The organism is Novipirellula aureliae, from assembly GCF_007860185.1.
Classification (GTDB): Bacteria; Planctomycetota; Planctomycetia; order Pirellulales; family Pirellulaceae; genus Novipirellula_A; species Novipirellula_A aureliae.
Map to the genome: position 1 here is coordinate 403,775 of NZ_SJPY01000002.1, position 17,413 is coordinate 421,187.

Annotated in this window: 17 protein-coding genes and 1 tRNA gene; 7 read left to right on the forward strand and 11 right to left on the reverse strand. The window is 53.5% G+C overall.

Annotated features, from left to right (window positions below):
• Positions 1-335 precede the first annotated feature (335 nt).
• The 7 genes from Q31b_RS07350 to Q31b_RS07375 all read right to left on the reverse strand — a co-directional run bounded on the left by Q31b_RS07350 (position 336) and on the right by Q31b_RS07375 (position 3,943).
• Positions 336-647, reverse strand: a complete 312-nt coding sequence (locus Q31b_RS07350; RefSeq protein WP_231617374.1) for a RusA family crossover junction endodeoxyribonuclease — start codon at positions 645-647, stop codon at positions 336-338.
• A complete protein-coding gene (locus Q31b_RS07355; RefSeq protein WP_146599036.1) occupies positions 644-1,180 on the reverse strand; it encodes a hypothetical protein in 537 nt (178 codons plus the stop codon). The genes Q31b_RS07350 and Q31b_RS07355 overlap by 4 nt, the downstream gene beginning before the upstream one ends.
• A 33-nt stretch (positions 1,181-1,213) precedes the next feature.
• A complete protein-coding gene (locus tag Q31b_RS07360; RefSeq protein WP_146599037.1) occupies positions 1,214-1,807 on the reverse strand; it encodes a DUF2924 domain-containing protein in 594 nt (197 codons plus the stop codon).
• A gap of 27 nt (positions 1,808-1,834) precedes the next feature.
• Positions 1,835-2,167, reverse strand: a complete 333-nt coding sequence (locus Q31b_RS07365) for a DUF2924 domain-containing protein (RefSeq protein ID WP_146599038.1) — start codon at positions 2,165-2,167, stop codon at positions 1,835-1,837.
• Positions 2,164-2,337 (reverse strand): hypothetical protein, encoded by a 174-nt coding sequence (locus Q31b_RS28000; protein WP_197171112.1) that lies wholly within the window; start codon positions 2,335-2,337, stop codon positions 2,164-2,166. Before Q31b_RS28000 ends, Q31b_RS07365 begins: the two co-directional genes overlap by 4 nt.
• A gap of 695 nt (positions 2,338-3,032) precedes the next feature.
• Positions 3,033-3,106 (reverse strand) — tRNA-Met (locus Q31b_RS07370).
• A gap of 594 nt (positions 3,107-3,700) precedes the next feature.
• Entirely contained in the window at positions 3,701-3,943 is a 243-nt protein-coding gene (locus tag Q31b_RS07375) for a hypothetical protein (RefSeq protein WP_146599039.1), read from the reverse strand.
• Position 3,944: 1 nt separating this feature from the next.
• On the opposite strand from Q31b_RS07375, the gene Q31b_RS07380 reads away from it, so the two are divergent.
• From Q31b_RS07380 to Q31b_RS07390, 3 genes are all read left to right on the forward strand, one after another.
• Positions 3,945-5,453: a prenyltransferase/squalene oxidase repeat-containing protein gene (locus tag Q31b_RS07380; RefSeq protein WP_146599040.1), complete on the forward strand. Its 1,509-nt coding sequence runs from the start codon at positions 3,945-3,947 to the stop codon at positions 5,451-5,453.
• Positions 5,454-5,830: 377 nt separating this feature from the next.
• The gene (locus Q31b_RS07385) at positions 5,831-6,418 is read left to right on the forward strand and encodes an RNA polymerase sigma factor (RefSeq protein WP_197171114.1); all 588 of its coding nucleotides are present in this window, start codon (positions 5,831-5,833) and stop codon (positions 6,416-6,418) included.
• A 126-nt stretch (positions 6,419-6,544) separates the two neighbouring features.
• A complete protein-coding gene (locus Q31b_RS07390) occupies positions 6,545-7,150 on the forward strand; it encodes a hypothetical protein (RefSeq protein WP_146599042.1) in 606 nt (201 codons plus the stop codon).
• A gap of 31 nt (positions 7,151-7,181) precedes the next feature.
• Here Q31b_RS07390 and Q31b_RS07395 read toward each other — a convergent pair whose 3' ends face one another.
• From Q31b_RS07395 to Q31b_RS07410, 4 genes are all read right to left on the reverse strand, one after another.
• On the reverse strand, positions 7,182-7,451 hold the full coding sequence (locus Q31b_RS07395) for a hypothetical protein (RefSeq protein ID WP_146599043.1): 270 nt from the start codon (positions 7,449-7,451) through the stop codon (positions 7,182-7,184).
• A 646-nt stretch (positions 7,452-8,097) separates the two neighbouring features.
• On the reverse strand, positions 8,098-9,180 hold the full coding sequence (locus Q31b_RS07400; RefSeq protein WP_146599044.1) for an NAD(P)/FAD-dependent oxidoreductase: 1,083 nt from the start codon (positions 9,178-9,180) through the stop codon (positions 8,098-8,100).
• The gene (locus Q31b_RS07405; protein ID WP_231617375.1) at positions 9,177-9,869 is read right to left on the reverse strand and encodes a methyltransferase domain-containing protein; all 693 of its coding nucleotides are present in this window, start codon (positions 9,867-9,869) and stop codon (positions 9,177-9,179) included. The genes Q31b_RS07400 and Q31b_RS07405 overlap by 4 nt, the downstream gene beginning before the upstream one ends.
• A gap of 418 nt (positions 9,870-10,287) precedes the next feature.
• Positions 10,288-10,950 (reverse strand): hypothetical protein, encoded by a 663-nt coding sequence (locus tag Q31b_RS07410; RefSeq protein WP_146599045.1) that lies wholly within the window; start codon positions 10,948-10,950, stop codon positions 10,288-10,290.
• 41 nt (positions 10,951-10,991) lie between these two features.
• Here Q31b_RS07410 and Q31b_RS07415 point away from each other — a divergent pair, with 41 nt between their 5' ends.
• The 4 genes from Q31b_RS07415 to Q31b_RS07430 all read left to right on the forward strand — a co-directional run bounded on the left by Q31b_RS07415 (position 10,992) and on the right by Q31b_RS07430 (position 17,403).
• Positions 10,992-11,957, forward strand: coding sequence for a phosphoribosylanthranilate isomerase (locus Q31b_RS07415; protein WP_146599046.1), 966 nt, complete (start codon positions 10,992-10,994; stop codon positions 11,955-11,957).
• Positions 11,958-12,389: 432 nt separating this feature from the next.
• The gene (gene ahcY / locus Q31b_RS07420) at positions 12,390-13,730 is read left to right on the forward strand and encodes an adenosylhomocysteinase (RefSeq protein WP_146599047.1); all 1,341 of its coding nucleotides are present in this window, start codon (positions 12,390-12,392) and stop codon (positions 13,728-13,730) included.
• A gap of 128 nt (positions 13,731-13,858) precedes the next feature.
• Entirely contained in the window at positions 13,859-15,190 is a 1,332-nt protein-coding gene (locus tag Q31b_RS07425; RefSeq protein ID WP_146599048.1) for a DUF1015 domain-containing protein, read from the forward strand.
• Between the two features lie 11 nt (positions 15,191-15,201).
• Positions 15,202-17,403, forward strand: coding sequence for a protein kinase domain-containing protein (locus Q31b_RS07430; RefSeq protein WP_146599049.1), 2,202 nt, complete (start codon positions 15,202-15,204; stop codon positions 17,401-17,403).
• Positions 17,404-17,413: the final 10 nt, after the last annotated feature.

Below are 17,413 nucleotides of genomic sequence, written 5' to 3' on the forward strand. Positions count from 1 at the left end.
ATCGCGACGTTCGGCAAATCGGTTTGAAACGATTCCCTTACGTTGTCAGTTTTATTGTTCGCGACGATTCGCTCTTCGTGATCGCAATCCTTCACGGACGACGGGATGAGACGACATGGCAAGACCGCATTGATTAGGCGATGGCCTTTCGTGAACACGGCATGATTCAACATCCACATAGGATAACCTCACCGTTGTGTCGCTTCACGCCGCGTTGCGATTGCAGCCATGCTTCGCAGTTCCCCGCGTAGCGAGCGTTCAATTTGTGACATTTCCGACAGATACGATTGCCCGGACCTTGGCTGTCGAATTTCTTGTCACACTTCAGACAAACCCTATTTGCGGGGCGATAGTTGTGGGCAAAGGCGACCATCGGTTTCCTCAATTCGGACGATTGCTTTGCCGCCCTTAATCGGACAGCGTTTGTGGATGGAGAGATCGACGATTTGGTTGTCGTCTTCGTACGCACCGCCGTGTTGGAGTGCATCGAGCAGTGCTTTGAGCACGTTGTCGATGTCACGCCGGCGACGATCGGGCGGGTGAATCAACACATCGACCGACAGCGAGCCGGTGATGGGGCGGACCTCCATGTCACGAAGCAAACGGCAAACGTCACGACGAAAATCGCGACCACCTTTGCTGATCAACGTCCGCGGCCCCACCCGCCGCCAGTAATGATTGATACTGGGAGGGTGCTGTCGTCCAGGTCGATGTGGTAGCCTCGTTCTTCCATGTCGGCAATCAGATTATCGGCACCAAAAATCGTGTAAGGATTCTGACTTCCACCACTTTGCAAACGAACCTCCGTTAGCGTGATATCTTCGATCGCATCGAGGTCGCCAGGTGTAATCATTTCGTAGCCATGTTCAACGAAGGCGTCGAAGCTGTATCGAGGCAACTCGACGAAGTGATCCGGAGAACCAAACATCAGATCGCCAAAACACCGCCGATAGACTTCACGAGCACTCTTCAACTGCGAGTTGATCTGAAAAATGTTCTCTCGACGACAAAGCGTCATCGTGTCTTTCGCTGCCGGGCGAAGATGCACCGCGTGAATGCCGCGACTGTCGATCGTTTCGACTCGTTTGAACGGGTCGCCACGACGAACGGTCGCGATTATCGTGTCGGTCGATTCTCGCAACGAAAGCTGAGCGGCCGAACTTCGGTTGTGGTCGTCCATCCAGTCACCAATGTTGACACGGCACGTTTCGATTCAATTGCTGGTCAGCTTCAATAGTGGCGAATGATTGTCGACTGCTAGTGAAAAGCACTCCATTCGGCGGGGCATCTTGAAGGTGTGCCAAGTGTGTTGGGCTTCTAGCATCGCGGGATTGGCAAGCCAAACTTGAACCGCGACGTCGGCTGGCGAAGTTTCGCCAGACAATCGCAGACCGATGTTCACTTGGCGGGCAGCAGATAGCAGGGCATCCATTCCCTGCTCCGTGGCCATATCGTTGATCATGCCCAGGGCATTCAGCAAATCTTGTGGCGTGTCCATCGACGGTGTGGCGAGAATGTGAATGAGTTTTTCGTAGTCGAGTTTGGATGCGGAGGGTCTGGCCGGCAGCTTGAACCCTCGCGTGGTCAGATACTTTTGGTACGGTGACAGCAATTCCAGCAGATGGGGTGGGTCGATGGTACGGACGACTTCGGGGTTCGTAAGGTGCTTTAGAAGGCGAGACATTTCGGGCGTAACTTTCCGCTTGTTAGGTTCGGCGTCCTTGACCTCTTTGGCAACCGCTGTCAAAGATCGGAATCGCTGGCCTTCGTATTCAAAACCTTCTTGCAATACGACCACGCGGATCATCTTGCAAGTTGTATTGCCGAGCCATGTTTATTGCTGGGACATTTGGCCGGGCGGCGGCAACCGAGGATCCCAATCGACAAATGCATTGGGTGGGTTCGTCGTCACCAGAACATTGCGAATGTCCCGCGGCGCGGTCACTCGGGTTTGCGCATCGGCCGCCAATCCCTCAGCTTTGCCGATCGTCTCAGGCGACAATCCGCCTTCGTCATTCGCTTGCAGCTTCCAAGCGATGCGTCGAATCAGATACTGCTTGTTCCGGCTTCGACATTCTTCGCGATGAACCTGCTCGTATCGCTCAATCAAATCGTTCACGGTCATGTCCGGCAGCCGAGCGACTTCAGCGGCAATCTTTGGCGTCATCGTTCACCTCCGGTGATCTCGGTGGTATCGGATGCCTCGGCTCGCGTTGTATCACCCGGCCGCTCTCGGTCAGGCGTCTCGTTATCGGGATTCTCCGCCGATCGAGACTGCCGCCGCAGCGAATTGGCCAGCAGCGTGGCGATCATTTGGTATCGAATTTCGTTTTTCAATGTGTCTCTCCATGTTCCGGGGATTCGGGACTCGACTCTCGACCGGCGTGGTCGGAGAGGTCGTGAGACACAGAGAGCGATGGTTCGCGAGCGATCTCAAGGGGCTTGGGTAGAGAGTCCGCCAGAATTGCGGAAACAGGCTGTTCGCTGGCCGACACATCCGACGATTGCCGGACACGTCCTACGCCACGGGCCAGAATGGCGGCGATCCCACGAAACCGAACCGTCGCCGGATCGGCGTGTGTCGCCAGTGAAGAAACCAAATCAGAAATAGCGTCACCTCTCGAATCGAAGCTCGAAATGGAGCCGCCAACACCAGCGGACTCCCTTTCTTAGCTATGCGATTCGGATCGACGGCAGCACATCACCCAAAAGCTGAATTTTCTAAAACCATGTCTCTCCACCGGGCCGGAACAGGTGAAAAAAAAGAAACCCGAGTGAGTCGGATAGCGAATAACCCCAGGCTCAAAACCCGGCCAAGCCCATCACCCAGAGAGTGGCGAGAGTCTCGGCCGATATTCTCGCCCAAATCGCTCCAAAACCGCCCATCCCCGGCGAGAACGAATCCGACCAGAGAGTCAGAGAAAGGACTAAATCACCGCAAAACCACGAAAAAAGCCGGCGTTTTGCGATCTGCAAAACGTCGGCCTTTGGAGTTTACCCCTGGAGGTCAGTTTCCTAACCAAACAGAGAAGTTGCGGGAGCCGGATTCGAACCGACGACCTCGAGGTTATGAGCCTCGCGAGCTACCGGGCTGCTCCATCCCGCGGTATGATGATCTCCGGAATGCTTTCCGGCGACACAGAGACTATCGTAAACTCGTGCCAAACTGTCAACCTCGTTTGTGATCGCTTGATGATGTTTTCAGGCATTTTCGATGCTACGACCAGAACGATCGCATTAAATGCACCATTAAGGGTGACAGGAACACGCTAGCACTTTGTCACAACCAAGAATTGGGGGGTAAGAATGATAAGAATGATACGTGGCTGTGGCTTCCAGTCGCAGCTTACTGGGGCAAGATGCCCCAGCCACTCTTTGGCCGATTCGAAAAATCAAGATGTGACGCAGTGCTCGTGACTTATCTAAACACATAGACCTGGGGGCAGGTTGCACCTGCAGAGACTGGGTTGGCGAAATGCATGCCGCCCAAAGTCGGGCGGCTTCGGCAATGGCCAACCATAAAAGCAAGTATTGACAGAGCACTCCGTTGTGTTGCGTTCGCATTTTTCTGACGAAAAACTAGAAAAGCTGCTGGTTTCGCTGCCTCCATTCGCCCTTTCTTTAGTTTTAAGGTAAAGTTACGTTAGGATTGCCGTCCATTTGATTTTTGAGCGCTAGCGAATATGCCACACGCGGATTCTCATTCTGATTCAGCCGCCACCGATGCGGGAAGTGAATCCGTGCCAAGTCGCCCTGCCCCGCCGCCGGTATCTCGTCCGGCTGTCGTCAAATCGGCTGCCGTTCGTCCAGACGCGTCCGCAGCGGTGCCTCCGCCCCCCCCACCTCGGCCGACCTTGCCTCCGGTTCGGCGACCAGCCGATTCGACGAATTCCGAATTGAGCGGATCGGCGATTGCCGTTCCCTCTGGGGTTGGATCCGCCAAAATGGATCGTTGGCGAGACGAATTGCCGAACGATCTTAGTGGTTCTGCGGCGAAGCAGCGCGGGGCGAAGCAGGCAGTGGGATCCCCAGCCACCCTATCTCGCAAGCCAGCCCCGACTTCGAATACCGATGCGGATCACGAGCCGACCACGGAAGAACGAATCAAGCGTTCGGCGCCGCCGTGGTTAGTCAGTACCGTATTCCATCTGATTCTGCTACTCGTGCTGGCCCTGATTTCGACCCCTACGGGTGGCCGACTCGGACGCTTGATATTCGAGATTGGTAGCAGCGAAGGGACCGACGATACAGCGTTTGACGATTTTGCGATCGACGTCAGCGAGATGCCGTTTGACGATTCGAAAGATCTGACCGACTCAGAGAGCGAAGTCGATGTGATGTCCGCGTTCGAAGCACTCAATGACGCCAGTGCGGAACAGATGGTGCCGGTTGAGATTGGTTCGGCAGCGATGGCCGAGATCGCTAAGCCGATGTTCAACGGTCGTAGCGGGGCGATGAAGAAAGCTCTGCTGACGATATTCGGTGGGACTCAGCAAACGCAAGACGCGGTAGAACTCGGACTCGACTGGCTCCGGCGAAACCAATTGCCTGACGGTTCCTGGAGTATGCAGGGGCCGTACGAAGATGCTTCGACATTGGAAAACAAGACGGCAGCAACGGCAATGGCGTTATTGGCTTTCTTAGGCGACGGGAATACGCATCGAGAGGGTCCCTATGCGGCGCAGGTCGATCGGGGAGTCAAGTATCTGATCAAGCGCCAATCACGCAACGGTTTGATGGCCGAGAAGGTTGGCGGCCATAATCAACAAACGTACGCTCAAGCTCAGGCGACGATTGTATTGTGTGAGCTTTACGGAATGAGCCAAGACTCACGGCTTCGTGATAACGCACAGTTGGCGGTCGAGTACGCACAAGAATCGCAAAGCCCTCAAGGCGGTTGGCGTTACTTTCCCAAAACCGATTCCGATACTTCAGTAACGGGTTGGTATGTCATGGCTTTGCAAAGTGCAATATCGGCTGGCTTGAGCGTCGATCGAAATGTTTTTTACAGCGTCGAAAGATACCTGGATTCGGCTCAAAGTTTCGAGGGGGCCGCCTACGGTTATCTGCCGCGCAGCCGTCCTTCGGCACCGATGACAGCCGAAGGATTGTTATGCCGACAATATATCGGTTGGCCTCAGAGCCATCCAAAGTTGATCGAGGGAATCGATCGTCTTTGGGAAACGGATCCGTTCGAAATCAGGGACAAAGACGTTTATTATTGGTATTATGCCACGCAAGTGCTGCACCACTTTGGCGGTGAACCGTGGCAGCGGTGGAATCGGCGGATGCGAGTCGATTTGCCGAATGCACAAGTCAAGAGTGGTCACGAACGAGGCAGTTGGCGACCTCAAGGCGATGCGAATCGCGCCTCGGGTAGGCTGTTTACGACCTGTCTATCGATCTATTGTTTGGAAGTCTATTATCGGCACATGCCGTTATATAAGCATTGATGGGCTGCGGGACAACGAAGTAGCCAGCAAGGAAAGATGCCCCCAGATGCCCAGCCAAAGAACTCATGCGCGCGGGAAACCCCATTGAGTGTCTTCTGAAGGTAGGAAGCATCGAGATGACGTCCCCTGGTTGCTGGTACGAGTCTGACAAAATCTCTTCGGATGATTCTTCTTGGCTCCGTCTTCGAGTTCTCCTTGACGCAGTTTGTGACAGTTCCTCCCCAATCGAGCGCATTTGAGAGCGCATCGTCGAATGTACTCTGGTAGCATTAGTACATTGCAGCCGAGAAGAATGAGTGTCTTCGGTTACCTGAGTAGGTTCCTGGGGAACAAAATCGCCAAGAGAGTCATTAAACAATGGTATAGGTTGTCACGACGTGAGTAGCTCATCAAACGAACCGTTCGACTTCCACTCCATACGAAAAAGTTTGCAGGAAGGCGAGTCAGTTGCCGCTAGGAAACTCTTTGACGAATACTCATGCAAGCTGATTCACTTGGCGAGTCAGAATATTCACCCCGCGTTGCTGAAGCGATTCGATGGAGAGGATGTGGTCCAATCGGTTTTTCGCACGTTCTTTCGACGACAAGAAGAAGGCAGTTTCCAAATCGAGCACTCACAGCAGCTGTGGCAGCTGTTGGTAACATTAACTTTGTGCAAGACACGATCCCACGCGCGGAAACACACGGCCGAAAAACGCAACGCGGCAACCGAGCAGCTGCTGTCAGCCAGTGATCAAATACAGAGTAATCAGGCGTCGCCTGAGGATGCCTTGGCGCTATGGGAGGAAATCGATATCGTCTTGACTGGATTGCCCACTCGCACGGCTGAGATCATTTCGATGCGTCTGGAAGGCCGGAATCGATCAGAAATTGCCAAGCGACTTAGCCTCTCGCGGCAAACCGTCCATCGAATCCTTAAACTTGTGCAGGATCGTTTGGAGCAACGTTTCGGCGAGCTATTCTGAACGGCACCAACAGAATCTTGAATTTTCACGAAATCTGGTTGACACTTTTTGCTGCCACCGCGATTTATCAAATAGAGCGAAATCAATCCTTCTCAACCACGCACCAAAATCAGGACTGGAACAGCAATGTCATCAGCCGACCCAAATGCGATTCTGGAGGTTGCTGAGCGTAACGAGCTAGAAGCAATTTTGATGGAATTCGATGCGACATGGGAGCCCAAGTCGTTACCTAGTTTGTGGCAACGTTTAGCATCGTATCCCAACCCAACGTTTCGTCATCTTGCCCTGCGTGAATTGATCAAAGTCGATTTCCAACGCAGCTGGTCTGCGGGAAACGGTCGTCTTTTAAACGAATATCTGACAAGTTTTCCCGAGCTGGGCAATAACGAATCGGTTGCCCCTGACTTGATCCTTGCTGAGTACGAAGCGAGAAAATCGGTCGACCCAACACTCGATCTGGCAAGCTACGAATCCAGATTCCCCGTCCAATTTGCAGCGGTCAAAGACCGGGTTGGAAAACTGCTGGACTCCGCAGTGGATGACTCATCGAATCCCAAGCGTACCGAGCAGGAGGTGGGGCAAGCGTCAATTGACACCAGTCGCGTCGATCAACTACGCGACACTCCATCTATTTCATTTTACTTCACCTTGTCGTCGTGCTGCCAATCTCGATTGTCGTCGTCGCAGTACTTGGGTGGCGGATGCGCAGAACAGCGCAAAATTTCTCGATGATCGTATCGAGTGCCGATGATTGAAACGCTGATTACGGGGCGACCGAAATTACAATGAGACAGAATACCGAAAGCGAGGCGAGTACAAGAACGAGTACACTCGCACAACCGACCGTCGATTGTGTCGAGAATCGCTCCGGCGAGGCGGCTTTCAATTCCTCGGTCAATGCTTCGATAAAGTTCTTCGCGTCAAGGAGCGAGGTGCCACGGAGCTCTTTATAGCGTTTGACTGCCTCAAGTTTGCGTCCCTGATAGATTGACTCGCTAATTTCATCCATCAACTCGGGAGGTATTTCTTTCATGTTCAAACCGTTCAATCTCTGCAATCCCTTCGATACCTTCTTGTTCAAGAGTGCGGCACTCTAGCACACGGAGGCTCTTGTCGGTAGGGAAGACCGTGTCATCGGCGGACGCTTAAGATGCTGTTTGGGCATGATCAAAAAGTAAGCTTTGCGATTAGTCCAGCTACAATAACCTGCCAGAATGTGCTGCGACGCCCTTCGGGGTCGGCTGCCCTACTATATTTCCAACCCCGGATGCGCTCGCGCGATCCGGGGCTAATCGCTTCAATGCCTTCGGCATGAGTGACGACACCGATCACGCAGTAATTAATGCGACGTCCCTCAGGATCAGGGCGATTGCTGGCAAATCTGCGTAGATCACTCGCCCGGATGATTCATTAGCCGTTTTGGCGATAGCGGCCTGCTGATTTAGTCGTTTAACGCTTAGCCGAAGGCGTCAGCTTTTCCGTAAGCGGTCGCCTATGGCTTGGCGTTAAACAATCAGTCGAGTCAAACCGATTAAATTGACAGGCCGCTAACGCCAAAACGGCTAATACGCAGACTGTTTTTCGAGCAATGAACGTAAACGCTTGAAGGCGTAGACGTTAGCAAAACAATTTCCAAGCCCATGAATCATCCGGGCTAGGGCTAAAGTCTGGACTCCAACTCAGTTCAAGCTCTTGATGAGTGGCCGTGCCAGCGCAGGGAACATCGTTAGCGTGCGGGCCGCGAAAGTTCTGGCTAATGGACTTCGTAGGGCAGACGTGACCCAGCGGCAATTGCGTTTTTTGCGGGCTAATAGTGTCGCTTGCTTTTCGTTCCAGCGGTCGCCTATCGATTGCAGATCGCCGGGCGCGTCGGCGATCAAATCCGCAGCCGCGATCGAGGTTTGCATGGCCCAGGTCATCCCTTCGCCCGTAAACGGTTCGACGTAGCCTGCGGCATCACCAACCGCCAACAATCGTCCGCAACCCGCTTTGCGAGTCCGCCGTAGTGGTGGCGTCGTCAACGCAGGCGAGAGGTTGACCAGATCAAGCCGTGCGAATTGGCTGCGGCTCAAGATCGCTTTGACGCGAGTCAATGGATCGCCTTTTGACGCCGATGTTCCACCACTTTGCAGCGCCGCGGCGACATCGACCCGGCCATCACCGAGTCTTACTAGACCCACGTAGCCATCATCATCGCACGCCATGTAGATCCGCTGAGGTTGGATAGCTTCCGAGTCGGCGGTAAATGAAATACCAAACGGTCCATGCGGCGTTTCGGTCCAAGGCAAGGTTTCTTGAATACCGCCCGATCGAAGTCCTGACGCCACGATGACGCAGTCGTATTCGGCCCTGCGAGCTTTGCCATCACGAACCATTTTTACTTCAACTTGATCTTGCCGTACGGACGTTACGGTTGCAGCGCAAGGGGTGAAAATGTTTGTGCCGCCCACCTGCGCTGCACTCAGGAGTAGCGGATCGAGCACTTCGCGGCTGATCGCGATGCCGTCGGGTAGATCGATTTCGAGCAAACGGTTGCCGATCGAAGCACACCACTGATTGGTTGCCATCGAAACTGACCGCGCCGCATCGAGAACGCCCAAACTCCGCAGCGACGCGAGCCCCGCAACACCGATACAGCAACCGCAAACCTTCGGCCTCGGAAAGACCTCCTTTTCCGCCAAGTCGACATCGATACCAAGTTGTCGAAGACGGATTGCCAAACTACATCCGGCAACACCGCCGCCAATAATCAGGATTGTCATTGGTTATTCATTGCTATGAACCGGCAGGGGAAAGCGGATTGTAACTTCATAGGGGATCCAAGGGCATGTTGGGCGAGGCTGGCAAATTCTGACTTGGTGTAGGCTGCTCGGACACTTTGCGGCCCATCAAAGTGGACGACTTTGGATCGTGTAACAAGATGTGAACCGATTGTCACGATGGCTAGATTGAATCGTGATCTTTCCAAGTCGCAAATCAGTATTTTGTCGTTCGTCGCTTTCCGCATCGATCGAAGGACATGAATCACCTGATCGTCATCAAGGTGGTGCATGAACAAGGAACTCGTCACGACATCGTAGCCCGTTGGCAAATCCGAATGGAGGCAATCACACTGAATGGATTCAAGTTCCACGTTGGCTGCTGTTGCCCGTCTTTGCTGCTCGGCAATCGCTGTGGGACTAATATCGAGAGTGGTGATATCAAGCGCGAGCCCATCGCGTTTTGCACGTTTCGCCCAGTTGATCGGAACATCCCCTGCGCCACTCGCAACGTCTAATACATTCAGCGACCTCGATCGATCCGATATCGCATATTGGTACAAATACCTGTACATCGCGTCTGCCACACCACTAATGCGGTTTAAGCGGGTGAGCCCACGAAGTGCCCGGCGGTGCTCGGCAGGCGTCAAGTTGGGATCGTCCATCTGTTCGGGGCGTAAGGATCGTCGCAATTGTCAAGGTCCAATCGAAGTAGTGGGGCTCTGTGCCCCTTGCGTCGGAGATCGCTACAAGCGTTTTGTCACCGCTTGATTATAGTCTTGGCACAAGAGTAGCTGGGGGGGGGGGGAATCTTGCTGCAGTAACTTGCTGCGGTAAGCTGTGGCTAGAAGCCACAGACACGAAAGATGCTAACTTGCTGCGGTAAGCTGTGGCTAGAAGCCACAGACACGAAAGATGCTTACTTGCTGCAGTAACTTGCTGCAGTAAGCTGTGGCTGGAAGCCACAGACACGAAAGATGCTTACCTTCATTCTTCGTTGTGACGAAGCAGGAGCACGACTCATTCGCGGAGTGTTTTTCAACGATTCACACGTACGGTTAAGCTCGAACGAGTTCCTGAAAATGTGCCCAATCACACAAAGATTCGGAATCAACCGCGTGCCCAGACCACCACAAGTGCTGCAACGACAAGTCCGGCTTGAGCGATCGCGCGGAAGCGGACCGACCAGGGTTGTCGAACCTTGATCCAATTCGCCGGGAATGCCAAGATCATGAGATCGGTGTTCGGTGATCGAGATCCGTTCTCAGATAAGCGACTTGGCTCGGTCACTTGCGGTATTCGATCGAGCTTGATCTTCGGGGACATCCACGCCCAGACGAGGAAGACAAACGCGGTAAACAGGCCACTTGAAACGGCAATGATGTAATGCGAAAAAGGCGGAGCCATCCTGTGCGGCGAGGGGGATGTGGGAACCGAACTCAGCTGGTCTGCGGCTCCCTTATTTCCAACCGATGCGTCTTCCAGCGAGGACTCGAAGGAAACCGGTTTGACCGACGCATCCGATCGTGAGGAGTTGACGTAGAGCAAATGGGTCTCGTTTTGCCAACGACGAAATAACTCATCATGGCTTGGCATCGGTTCGTTCGTTCTTATCAAACCGGTCGCACCGTTGTCAATTTTGTGCCGAGTGGCCGAGATTTTTTCGAGATTCGTTTGTTGCGGTAGAACGCCAAACAAGACAACCACGGTCATCGCCAAAGCAACGAGCGTCAGATCGGACAACGCAATTCGCGACTTAACACAGTTTCTCATTCGTTTTTTTCGACTCGAGAACCGATGGGGGTTGGTAAAAAGTGGTTGACTTTCCGCACACGACGCCTTCTGTTTATCGGTTTGCGATCACGTTAAAGTTTACCGATTATTCCGTTTACGGCTATTTGATTCAAGCGGTTTCGGAAGATCAGAGTCGCCTTTCGCGGAAAGGCAGTGAATCGAAACAAGTAGCCGCGTCTCTCCGAGACGCGAAATTCCCTATCTTGGTCTCTCCGAGATGCGAAATTCTGTATTTTGGAGAGACACGGCTACCTGTACTGGTAAGAAAATTTATTCACACCTTTTCCATCCCTATTGAAGGTTCGTTGACCGTGTTTCGAGTGAAGATTTGTGGCATTAAACTTAAGTCGGACGTCGACTGCGTTCGAGCGGCAGGCGGCGACGCGGTCGGTTTGAATTTTTTTTCAAAAAGTGTCCGCTATGTTGATCCCGAATCCGTCTCGACGATGGAATTGTCGATCCACGCTCAAAATTCGGGTCTAAAACGGGTCGGCGTGTTTGCGAACGCGTCGGCCGAAGCAATCGAAAAAGCCATCCGACCGACTTCGGGGCACCCCAATTTGATTGATATCATCCAATTGCATGGTGACGAAACGCTCGCCGAAGCCCGTCAAGTCGAGTCGATTGGGCTACCGATTTTGCGAGCCATCAAGCTACCGACTTCGCCAATGGATATCGGTAAAATCGAGCGATCGGTACGTCCTTGGATCGATGCGGGGTATGCCGTTTTACTCGATGCCGACGGGGGAGCGATGCATGGCGGCAGCGGCAAAACGTTGGACTGGGCATCCATTCGAACTTGGGCCGAATCGGATCAGCAACGATCGACATGGATTCTAGCGGGCGGTTTGCATCCCGAAAACGTCAGCGAAGCGATCCGTTTGTCGGGGGCGGCTCGCGTCGATGTGGCCAGCGGCGTCGAAGAGATCCGGGGACAAAAGTCGTACGCAAAGATCCAGGCTTTCTGCCAAGCCGCGCTCAAATAGCGGAGTCCAGGGCTCTACAGGGCGGCCAGATGGTTTGCTGGGCCGATGGTTGGATGGGCCGATGGTTGGATGGGCACGCGGATCAACAAGAAAATCTCTCACAACGGTTTCACGACAGCGTCGGTGGGCGAATTGGTTCAAACGTACGCCGCGGAACGCGGGACGCGACCATCGTTCCCCCTTAGACCGCCCTTATGCTTTCAAAATAAACGTCAAGAATTGCCCCCATGCAAAAATAGTCCTGAGCGTTTATCATGCTGTGACAAATGTGGCCACTCCTACGGTGGGGTGTTGTACAACGCCGCATTTGTCCATTGAAAGCAAGCACGTTTGTGGGGTTGCGAACCAGCGGGAGTCCCTGTGTTGGGTCCGTGCCCCCTCTGGCGTGACTTGCTCCATTCATTCCCTTTCTCCTTTGGAGTACCCAACCGAATGTCACAAGTTCAAACCGAGCGAGTTCCCTACAAAGTCAAAGACATCAATCTAGCGGAATATGGCCGCAAAGAGATTGGAATTGCTGAAAACGAGATGCCAGGATTGATGGCACTTCGTGAGAAATACGGTGATTCGAAACCACTAGCGGGTGCTCGGATCGCGGGCTGCTTGCACATGACGATCCAAACAGCCGTCTTGATCGAAACCCTCGTCGCGCTCGGCGCGGAAGTCACCTGGAGCAGCTGTAACATCTTCAGCACACAGGATCACGCCGCGGCAGCCATCGCTGCGACAGGCGTCCCCGTTTATGCCTGGAAAGGCATGAACGAGCAGGAATTTGATTGGTGTATCGAGCAAACATTGAATTTTCCATCGGGCAAACCACTCAACATGATTTTGGACGATGGCGGTGACTTGACCGCAATGGTTCACGATAAATTCCCAGAACTATTGAAAGATATTAAGGGTATCAGCGAAGAGACCACAGCCGGTATCCATCGCTTGGAAGTCTTGAACCGAACCGGCCGATTGCAGGTGCCTGCATTCAACGTGAACGATTCCGCGACCAAGAGTAAGTTTGACAACTTGTACGGATGCCGCGAATCGCTAGCCGACGGTGTCAAGCGCGCTACCGACGTCATGCTTGCTGGTAAAGTCGCCGTCGTCTGCGGCTACGGCGATGTGGGCAAGGGCTGTGCTCACAGCCTGCAACGGTATGGTTGCCGCGTCATCGTTACGGAAATTGATCCGATCAATGCACTGCAAGCGGCGATGGAAGGCTTCGAAGTGACGACGATGGAAGAGGCTGCGAAAGAGGGCCGCTTGTTCGTTACCACGACGGGCAACAAGGACATCATCTTGGGAAGTCATATGGTCGAGATGGCTGACGACGCAATCCTTTGCAACATCGGTCACTTTGATACCGAAATCGATATCGCTTGGTTGGAATCCGAAGTCGAAGCGGGACGCGTGACCAAGGTCGAAATCAAGCCCTCCGATGTCGGCGCCGTCGATCGTTACACATTCAAGGAAACCGGACGCAGTATTCTGATTTTGGCAAAGGGACGTTTGGTCAATTTGGGTTGTGCGACGGGCCATCCAAGCTTTGTCATGAGCACCTCGTTCACCAACCAAGTGTTGGCTCAGATGGAACTTTGGAACAACGATGGCCAATACGAAACCAAGGTCTACATGTTGCCGAAGCGATTGGATGAAGAAGTGGCCCGTTTGCACCTCGGCAAGCTTGGGGTGAAGTTGACGAAGTTGACCGAAGATCAAGCGAAATACATTGGTGTGCCTATCGACGGACCTTACAAGTCCGATCATTACCGCTACTAGAGAAGCGGTAGGTAGAGCATCTTTCATACGTATCCCAGGCCTGACCTGGGATACGTATGCTTTTTCGATTTTTCGTAGCCTAGGCTACGTCGCTTTTCATTTCCCAATCCCACATTGACCGATACAAAATGCCTCAAATCGCTCCTTTTGCTGCTGTCCGCTACAACCTAGACCATGTCGGATCGATTTCAGATGTGATCGCGCCCCCCTACGACGTGATCGATCCAGAACTGCAAGACCAACTTTACAAGCGTCATGCAGCGAACGTGATTCGAATCATTCTAAACCGTCAAGAGCCTGGCGATTCGGGCGACGAGAAATATGAGCGGGCGGCAAAGTTTGTCGAGCAATGGAAGAGTGAGGGGGTGCTTAAACGGGACCCCTCGCCCGCCTACTATGTCTATCACCAAGAGTTCACAATTGACGGACAAACCTTCAATCGCCGTGGTTTCATGGGTCGCGTGCGCATTCAACCGTTTGGCGAAGGCAACGTCTATCCGCACGAAGAAACGCATCCGAAGGCGAAAGTCGACCGTCTGAAACTAACCAAAGCGACGAAGCAGAACAACAGTCAAATCTTTGGTCTCTACCCTGACCCTGAAAACGAAATCATCACACTTCTCGATACTGCGACGGCGGGAGCCGAATGTATCGAGGCGACCGATCATTTGGGGGTCATCCATAAACTGTGGCCTGTTACCGACGAATCGGTGATTTCGAAAGTGAGTGCATTGATGGCCGACAAGCCAATGTTTGTTGCCGATGGTCATCATCGCTACGAGACCGCTGCGAATTACCGCGATTATCAAACCGAAATGCTCGGAACGCTTCCTGAGGACCATCCCGCCAACTTTGTCATGACGATGCTTGTTGGGATGAGTGACCCTGGGATGATTGTTTTGCCTACGCATCGGCTGGTCCGTGGAACGAAGGCGTTTTCCTCTGCGAATCTTGTCGCTCGGCTAACGGGTCCCTTCGATTGCGAAGTCGTTGGCGGCGGCATCGATGCGGCTTCCGCCGTATGGTCGAACATGGAATCGGCCGACGACCAAGGTTGGATCGGTCTATACGCCGCGGAAGATCAGACATGGGTATTGTGCAAAGCGACCGATGCTGCTCACGAAAAGATGAAAGAGATTGCACCAGAACGAAGTGACGATTGGCAGCATTTGGGAGTTAGTTTGCTACATCGACTTGTTATTGATAACCTGTTGGAATCGGCGGGTCATCCAAAGCCGACTTATGTTCACGACGTCAGCGAATTGATTGAAGGGATCAAGGGCGAAGGCAGCCAGGCGGAAAGCGATTCAGACGAACCGTACACATTGGCTGCGTTGGTGATGCCAGCGAAATTGGCTCATGTGGAGGCGATCAGTTTGCACAAGGAACGGATGCCAGCGAAGAGTACTTATTTCTATCCTAAACTACTGAGTGGGCTGACCTTCAATCCACTCGATTGAGTGGCTCGAAAATGGCCGACATTGAACAATTCGACGGCGCGAGTGATGATGAGCAGGCCAACAAGCAAATGGTGGGCGATGTTGACAAACGCCCCTTGCTGACCGATTTGCACGGCGCAAAACTGCCCATCCATTCGACGATCGAAGAGTTGGAGTTTTTGCAACGTGGTGGTCTTGGGGCGGTCTATGTCGGCGAGGACATGCTGGTTCATCGTCGTGTCGCCGTCAAGTTTCTGCATCAACATTTAGCGTCCGAGCCAATGTGTCTCGAACGCTTCGCCCTGGAAGCCGAGGTCACTGCGAGACTCGAACACCCAGGTGTGATCCCACTTTATGGTGTCGGTCAGACCGATGAGGGCACTCCATTCTATGCGATGCGTTTCATCGACGGCCAGTCGATGGACGACTTGGTGATGACGCTGCACAATCCAGTGCCGGAGAATCCCGCCAAGCATGGCTCGGCAACGGGACGGTCTGGCGGAGCGATTGAAAACGATCCTCGTTACCGTCTTTTACTCAATCACTTTGTTTCGGTTTGCAAGACGATCGCGTATGCACACAATCGTGGGATTGTGCATCGCGATATTAAACCTGCGAACGTTATGCTGGGAAAATATGGCGAAACAATCGTTGTCGATTGGGGATTGGCGATCCCCGTTGTGCGTGATGAACCGTTCCGGCAAAGTGGCGAAAACACGTTGATGCCAGTGCCGGCGGGCGAAAGCAGCACATCGGGGCACGGAGCGGGGACTCCGCTTTACATGAGTCCCGAGCAAGCATCGATGTTGGCCCCAACACCGGCGAGCGATATCTATAGTCTTGGGGCGACCCTCTACAAAATTCTTTGTGGACGCGCCCCCGTGGATGGCTCCTCGCTCGTCGAAGTCAAACAACGGGTGATTGACGGCCAAATCACTCCGCTACGTGACATTCGCACGCATGTCCCCCCCGCCTTGGCATCGATCGCCTACAAGGCGCTATCCTTGAAGCCGTCTCATCGCTATTCGACCGCGTTGAAGATGGCGGAGGATGTCGAAGCCTTTTTGGCTGACCAGCCAGTCGCCGCACACAAAGAATCGTGGCTGGCTCGATCGATGCGTGTCGCCCGACACAATCGTTCAGCAACACAGACGGCGTTGGTGGCATTGGCTATCGGATCTATCTTGACCGTGTTTGCCTTGCTAACGCTCGGTGCCTATGCAACCCGCGAAAGGTACTTGCGAAAGGATGCACAAGCCGCTCAAACGGAAGCCGCTGAGGCGCAACAGCGAGCCGAACGACTTCGTAGCGAGTCGATGGCGATGTCGGCAAAGTTCCTAGCCAACTCAATTGCCAATGAGATTGATCTGAGATGGCGGATCTTGGAAGCGGAAGCATCGTCGCCCGTTCTCCGGCAATTGATTGTCGAACTGAACAAGAAAGTACCAACGGCATCGGTTGACCCCGACCGCGATGACGGCGGTCTGGTACTCGAGCAATTGGAGCCTGCAAGAAGTCAGCTGCAGAATTGGCTACAAGCTCGTTACATCGACAATCAACGCGCGGTGAAGTCCGTATCGTGGTTCGTGCAAGGAGTCGATGGTACCCAATTGGCTCGCGTTCGCCCTTCGGAAAGTATTGGACGCAACTACCGTCACCGTGATTATTTCCATGGTCTTGGACGCGACTTCGACCTAGCGGAAATGCTGGCTGCCAATGAGCAACCCAAACCATTGGTGGGCAAACTCGTCTATATGTCGGTTGCGTACCAAAGCACCAACACCCATGCGCTTCAAGTTTCCTTTTCGGTGCCGATCTACGACGCAGAAGTGGAACAATATGCCCGAAAGAAGATCGGTGTCATGGCGATGTCGGTTGAGTTGGGGGATTTTGCGATGGACCCAAATACGTGGTTGATCGACACCCGACCCGACCAATTCGCAGGCCAGCGAGGCATGTTGCTCCAGCATCCCAAACTAGGACAGCGTAGCGAAACCGACGAACCGCCTCATCTCGATGAAGCTTGGGTTGGTCAGATGCTTGAACGGCGTCGCCAACGGATGCGTCGCAGTGACCCAATAGGCAGCGAGGACACCGCTGAAAACGTGTCGATGATCCAAGATCCGATCGAGCAAACAATGACGATGGCAGCCACCGAACCGATCATTGTCCACGGGCGCCCCGCGGAGATTGCCGATACCGGTTGGATCGTCGTTGTCACCGAAACGGATTAAAAAGGGATTA

Coding starts and splice junctions, on each gene's coding strand:
- Q31b_RS07355 (WP_146599036.1), bottom strand. CDS start 1,180: ATGGACGACCACAACCGAAGTTCGGCCGCTCAGCTTTCGTTGCGAGAA.
- Q31b_RS07360 (WP_146599037.1), bottom strand. CDS start 1,807: ATGATCCGCGTGGTCGTATTGCAAGAAGGTTTTGAATACGAAGGCCAG.
- Q31b_RS07365 (WP_146599038.1), bottom strand. CDS start 2,167: ATGACGCCAAAGATTGCCGCTGAAGTCGCTCGGCTGCCGGACATGACC.
- Q31b_RS07380 (WP_146599040.1), top strand. CDS start 3,945: ATGGATCGTTGGCGAGACGAATTGCCGAACGATCTTAGTGGTTCTGCG.
- Q31b_RS07390 (WP_146599042.1), top strand. CDS start 6,545: ATGTCATCAGCCGACCCAAATGCGATTCTGGAGGTTGCTGAGCGTAAC.
- Q31b_RS07395 (WP_146599043.1), bottom strand. CDS start 7,451: ATGAAAGAAATACCTCCCGAGTTGATGGATGAAATTAGCGAGTCAATC.
- Q31b_RS07400 (WP_146599044.1), bottom strand. CDS start 9,180: ATGACAATCCTGATTATTGGCGGCGGTGTTGCCGGATGTAGTTTGGCA.
- Q31b_RS07410 (WP_146599045.1), bottom strand. CDS start 10,950: ATGAGAAACTGTGTTAAGTCGCGAATTGCGTTGTCCGATCTGACGCTC.
- ahcY (WP_146599047.1), top strand. CDS start 12,390: ATGTCACAAGTTCAAACCGAGCGAGTTCCCTACAAAGTCAAAGACATC.
- Q31b_RS07425 (WP_146599048.1), top strand. CDS start 13,859: ATGCCTCAAATCGCTCCTTTTGCTGCTGTCCGCTACAACCTAGACCAT.
- Q31b_RS07430 (WP_146599049.1), top strand. CDS start 15,202: ATGGCCGACATTGAACAATTCGACGGCGCGAGTGATGATGAGCAGGCC.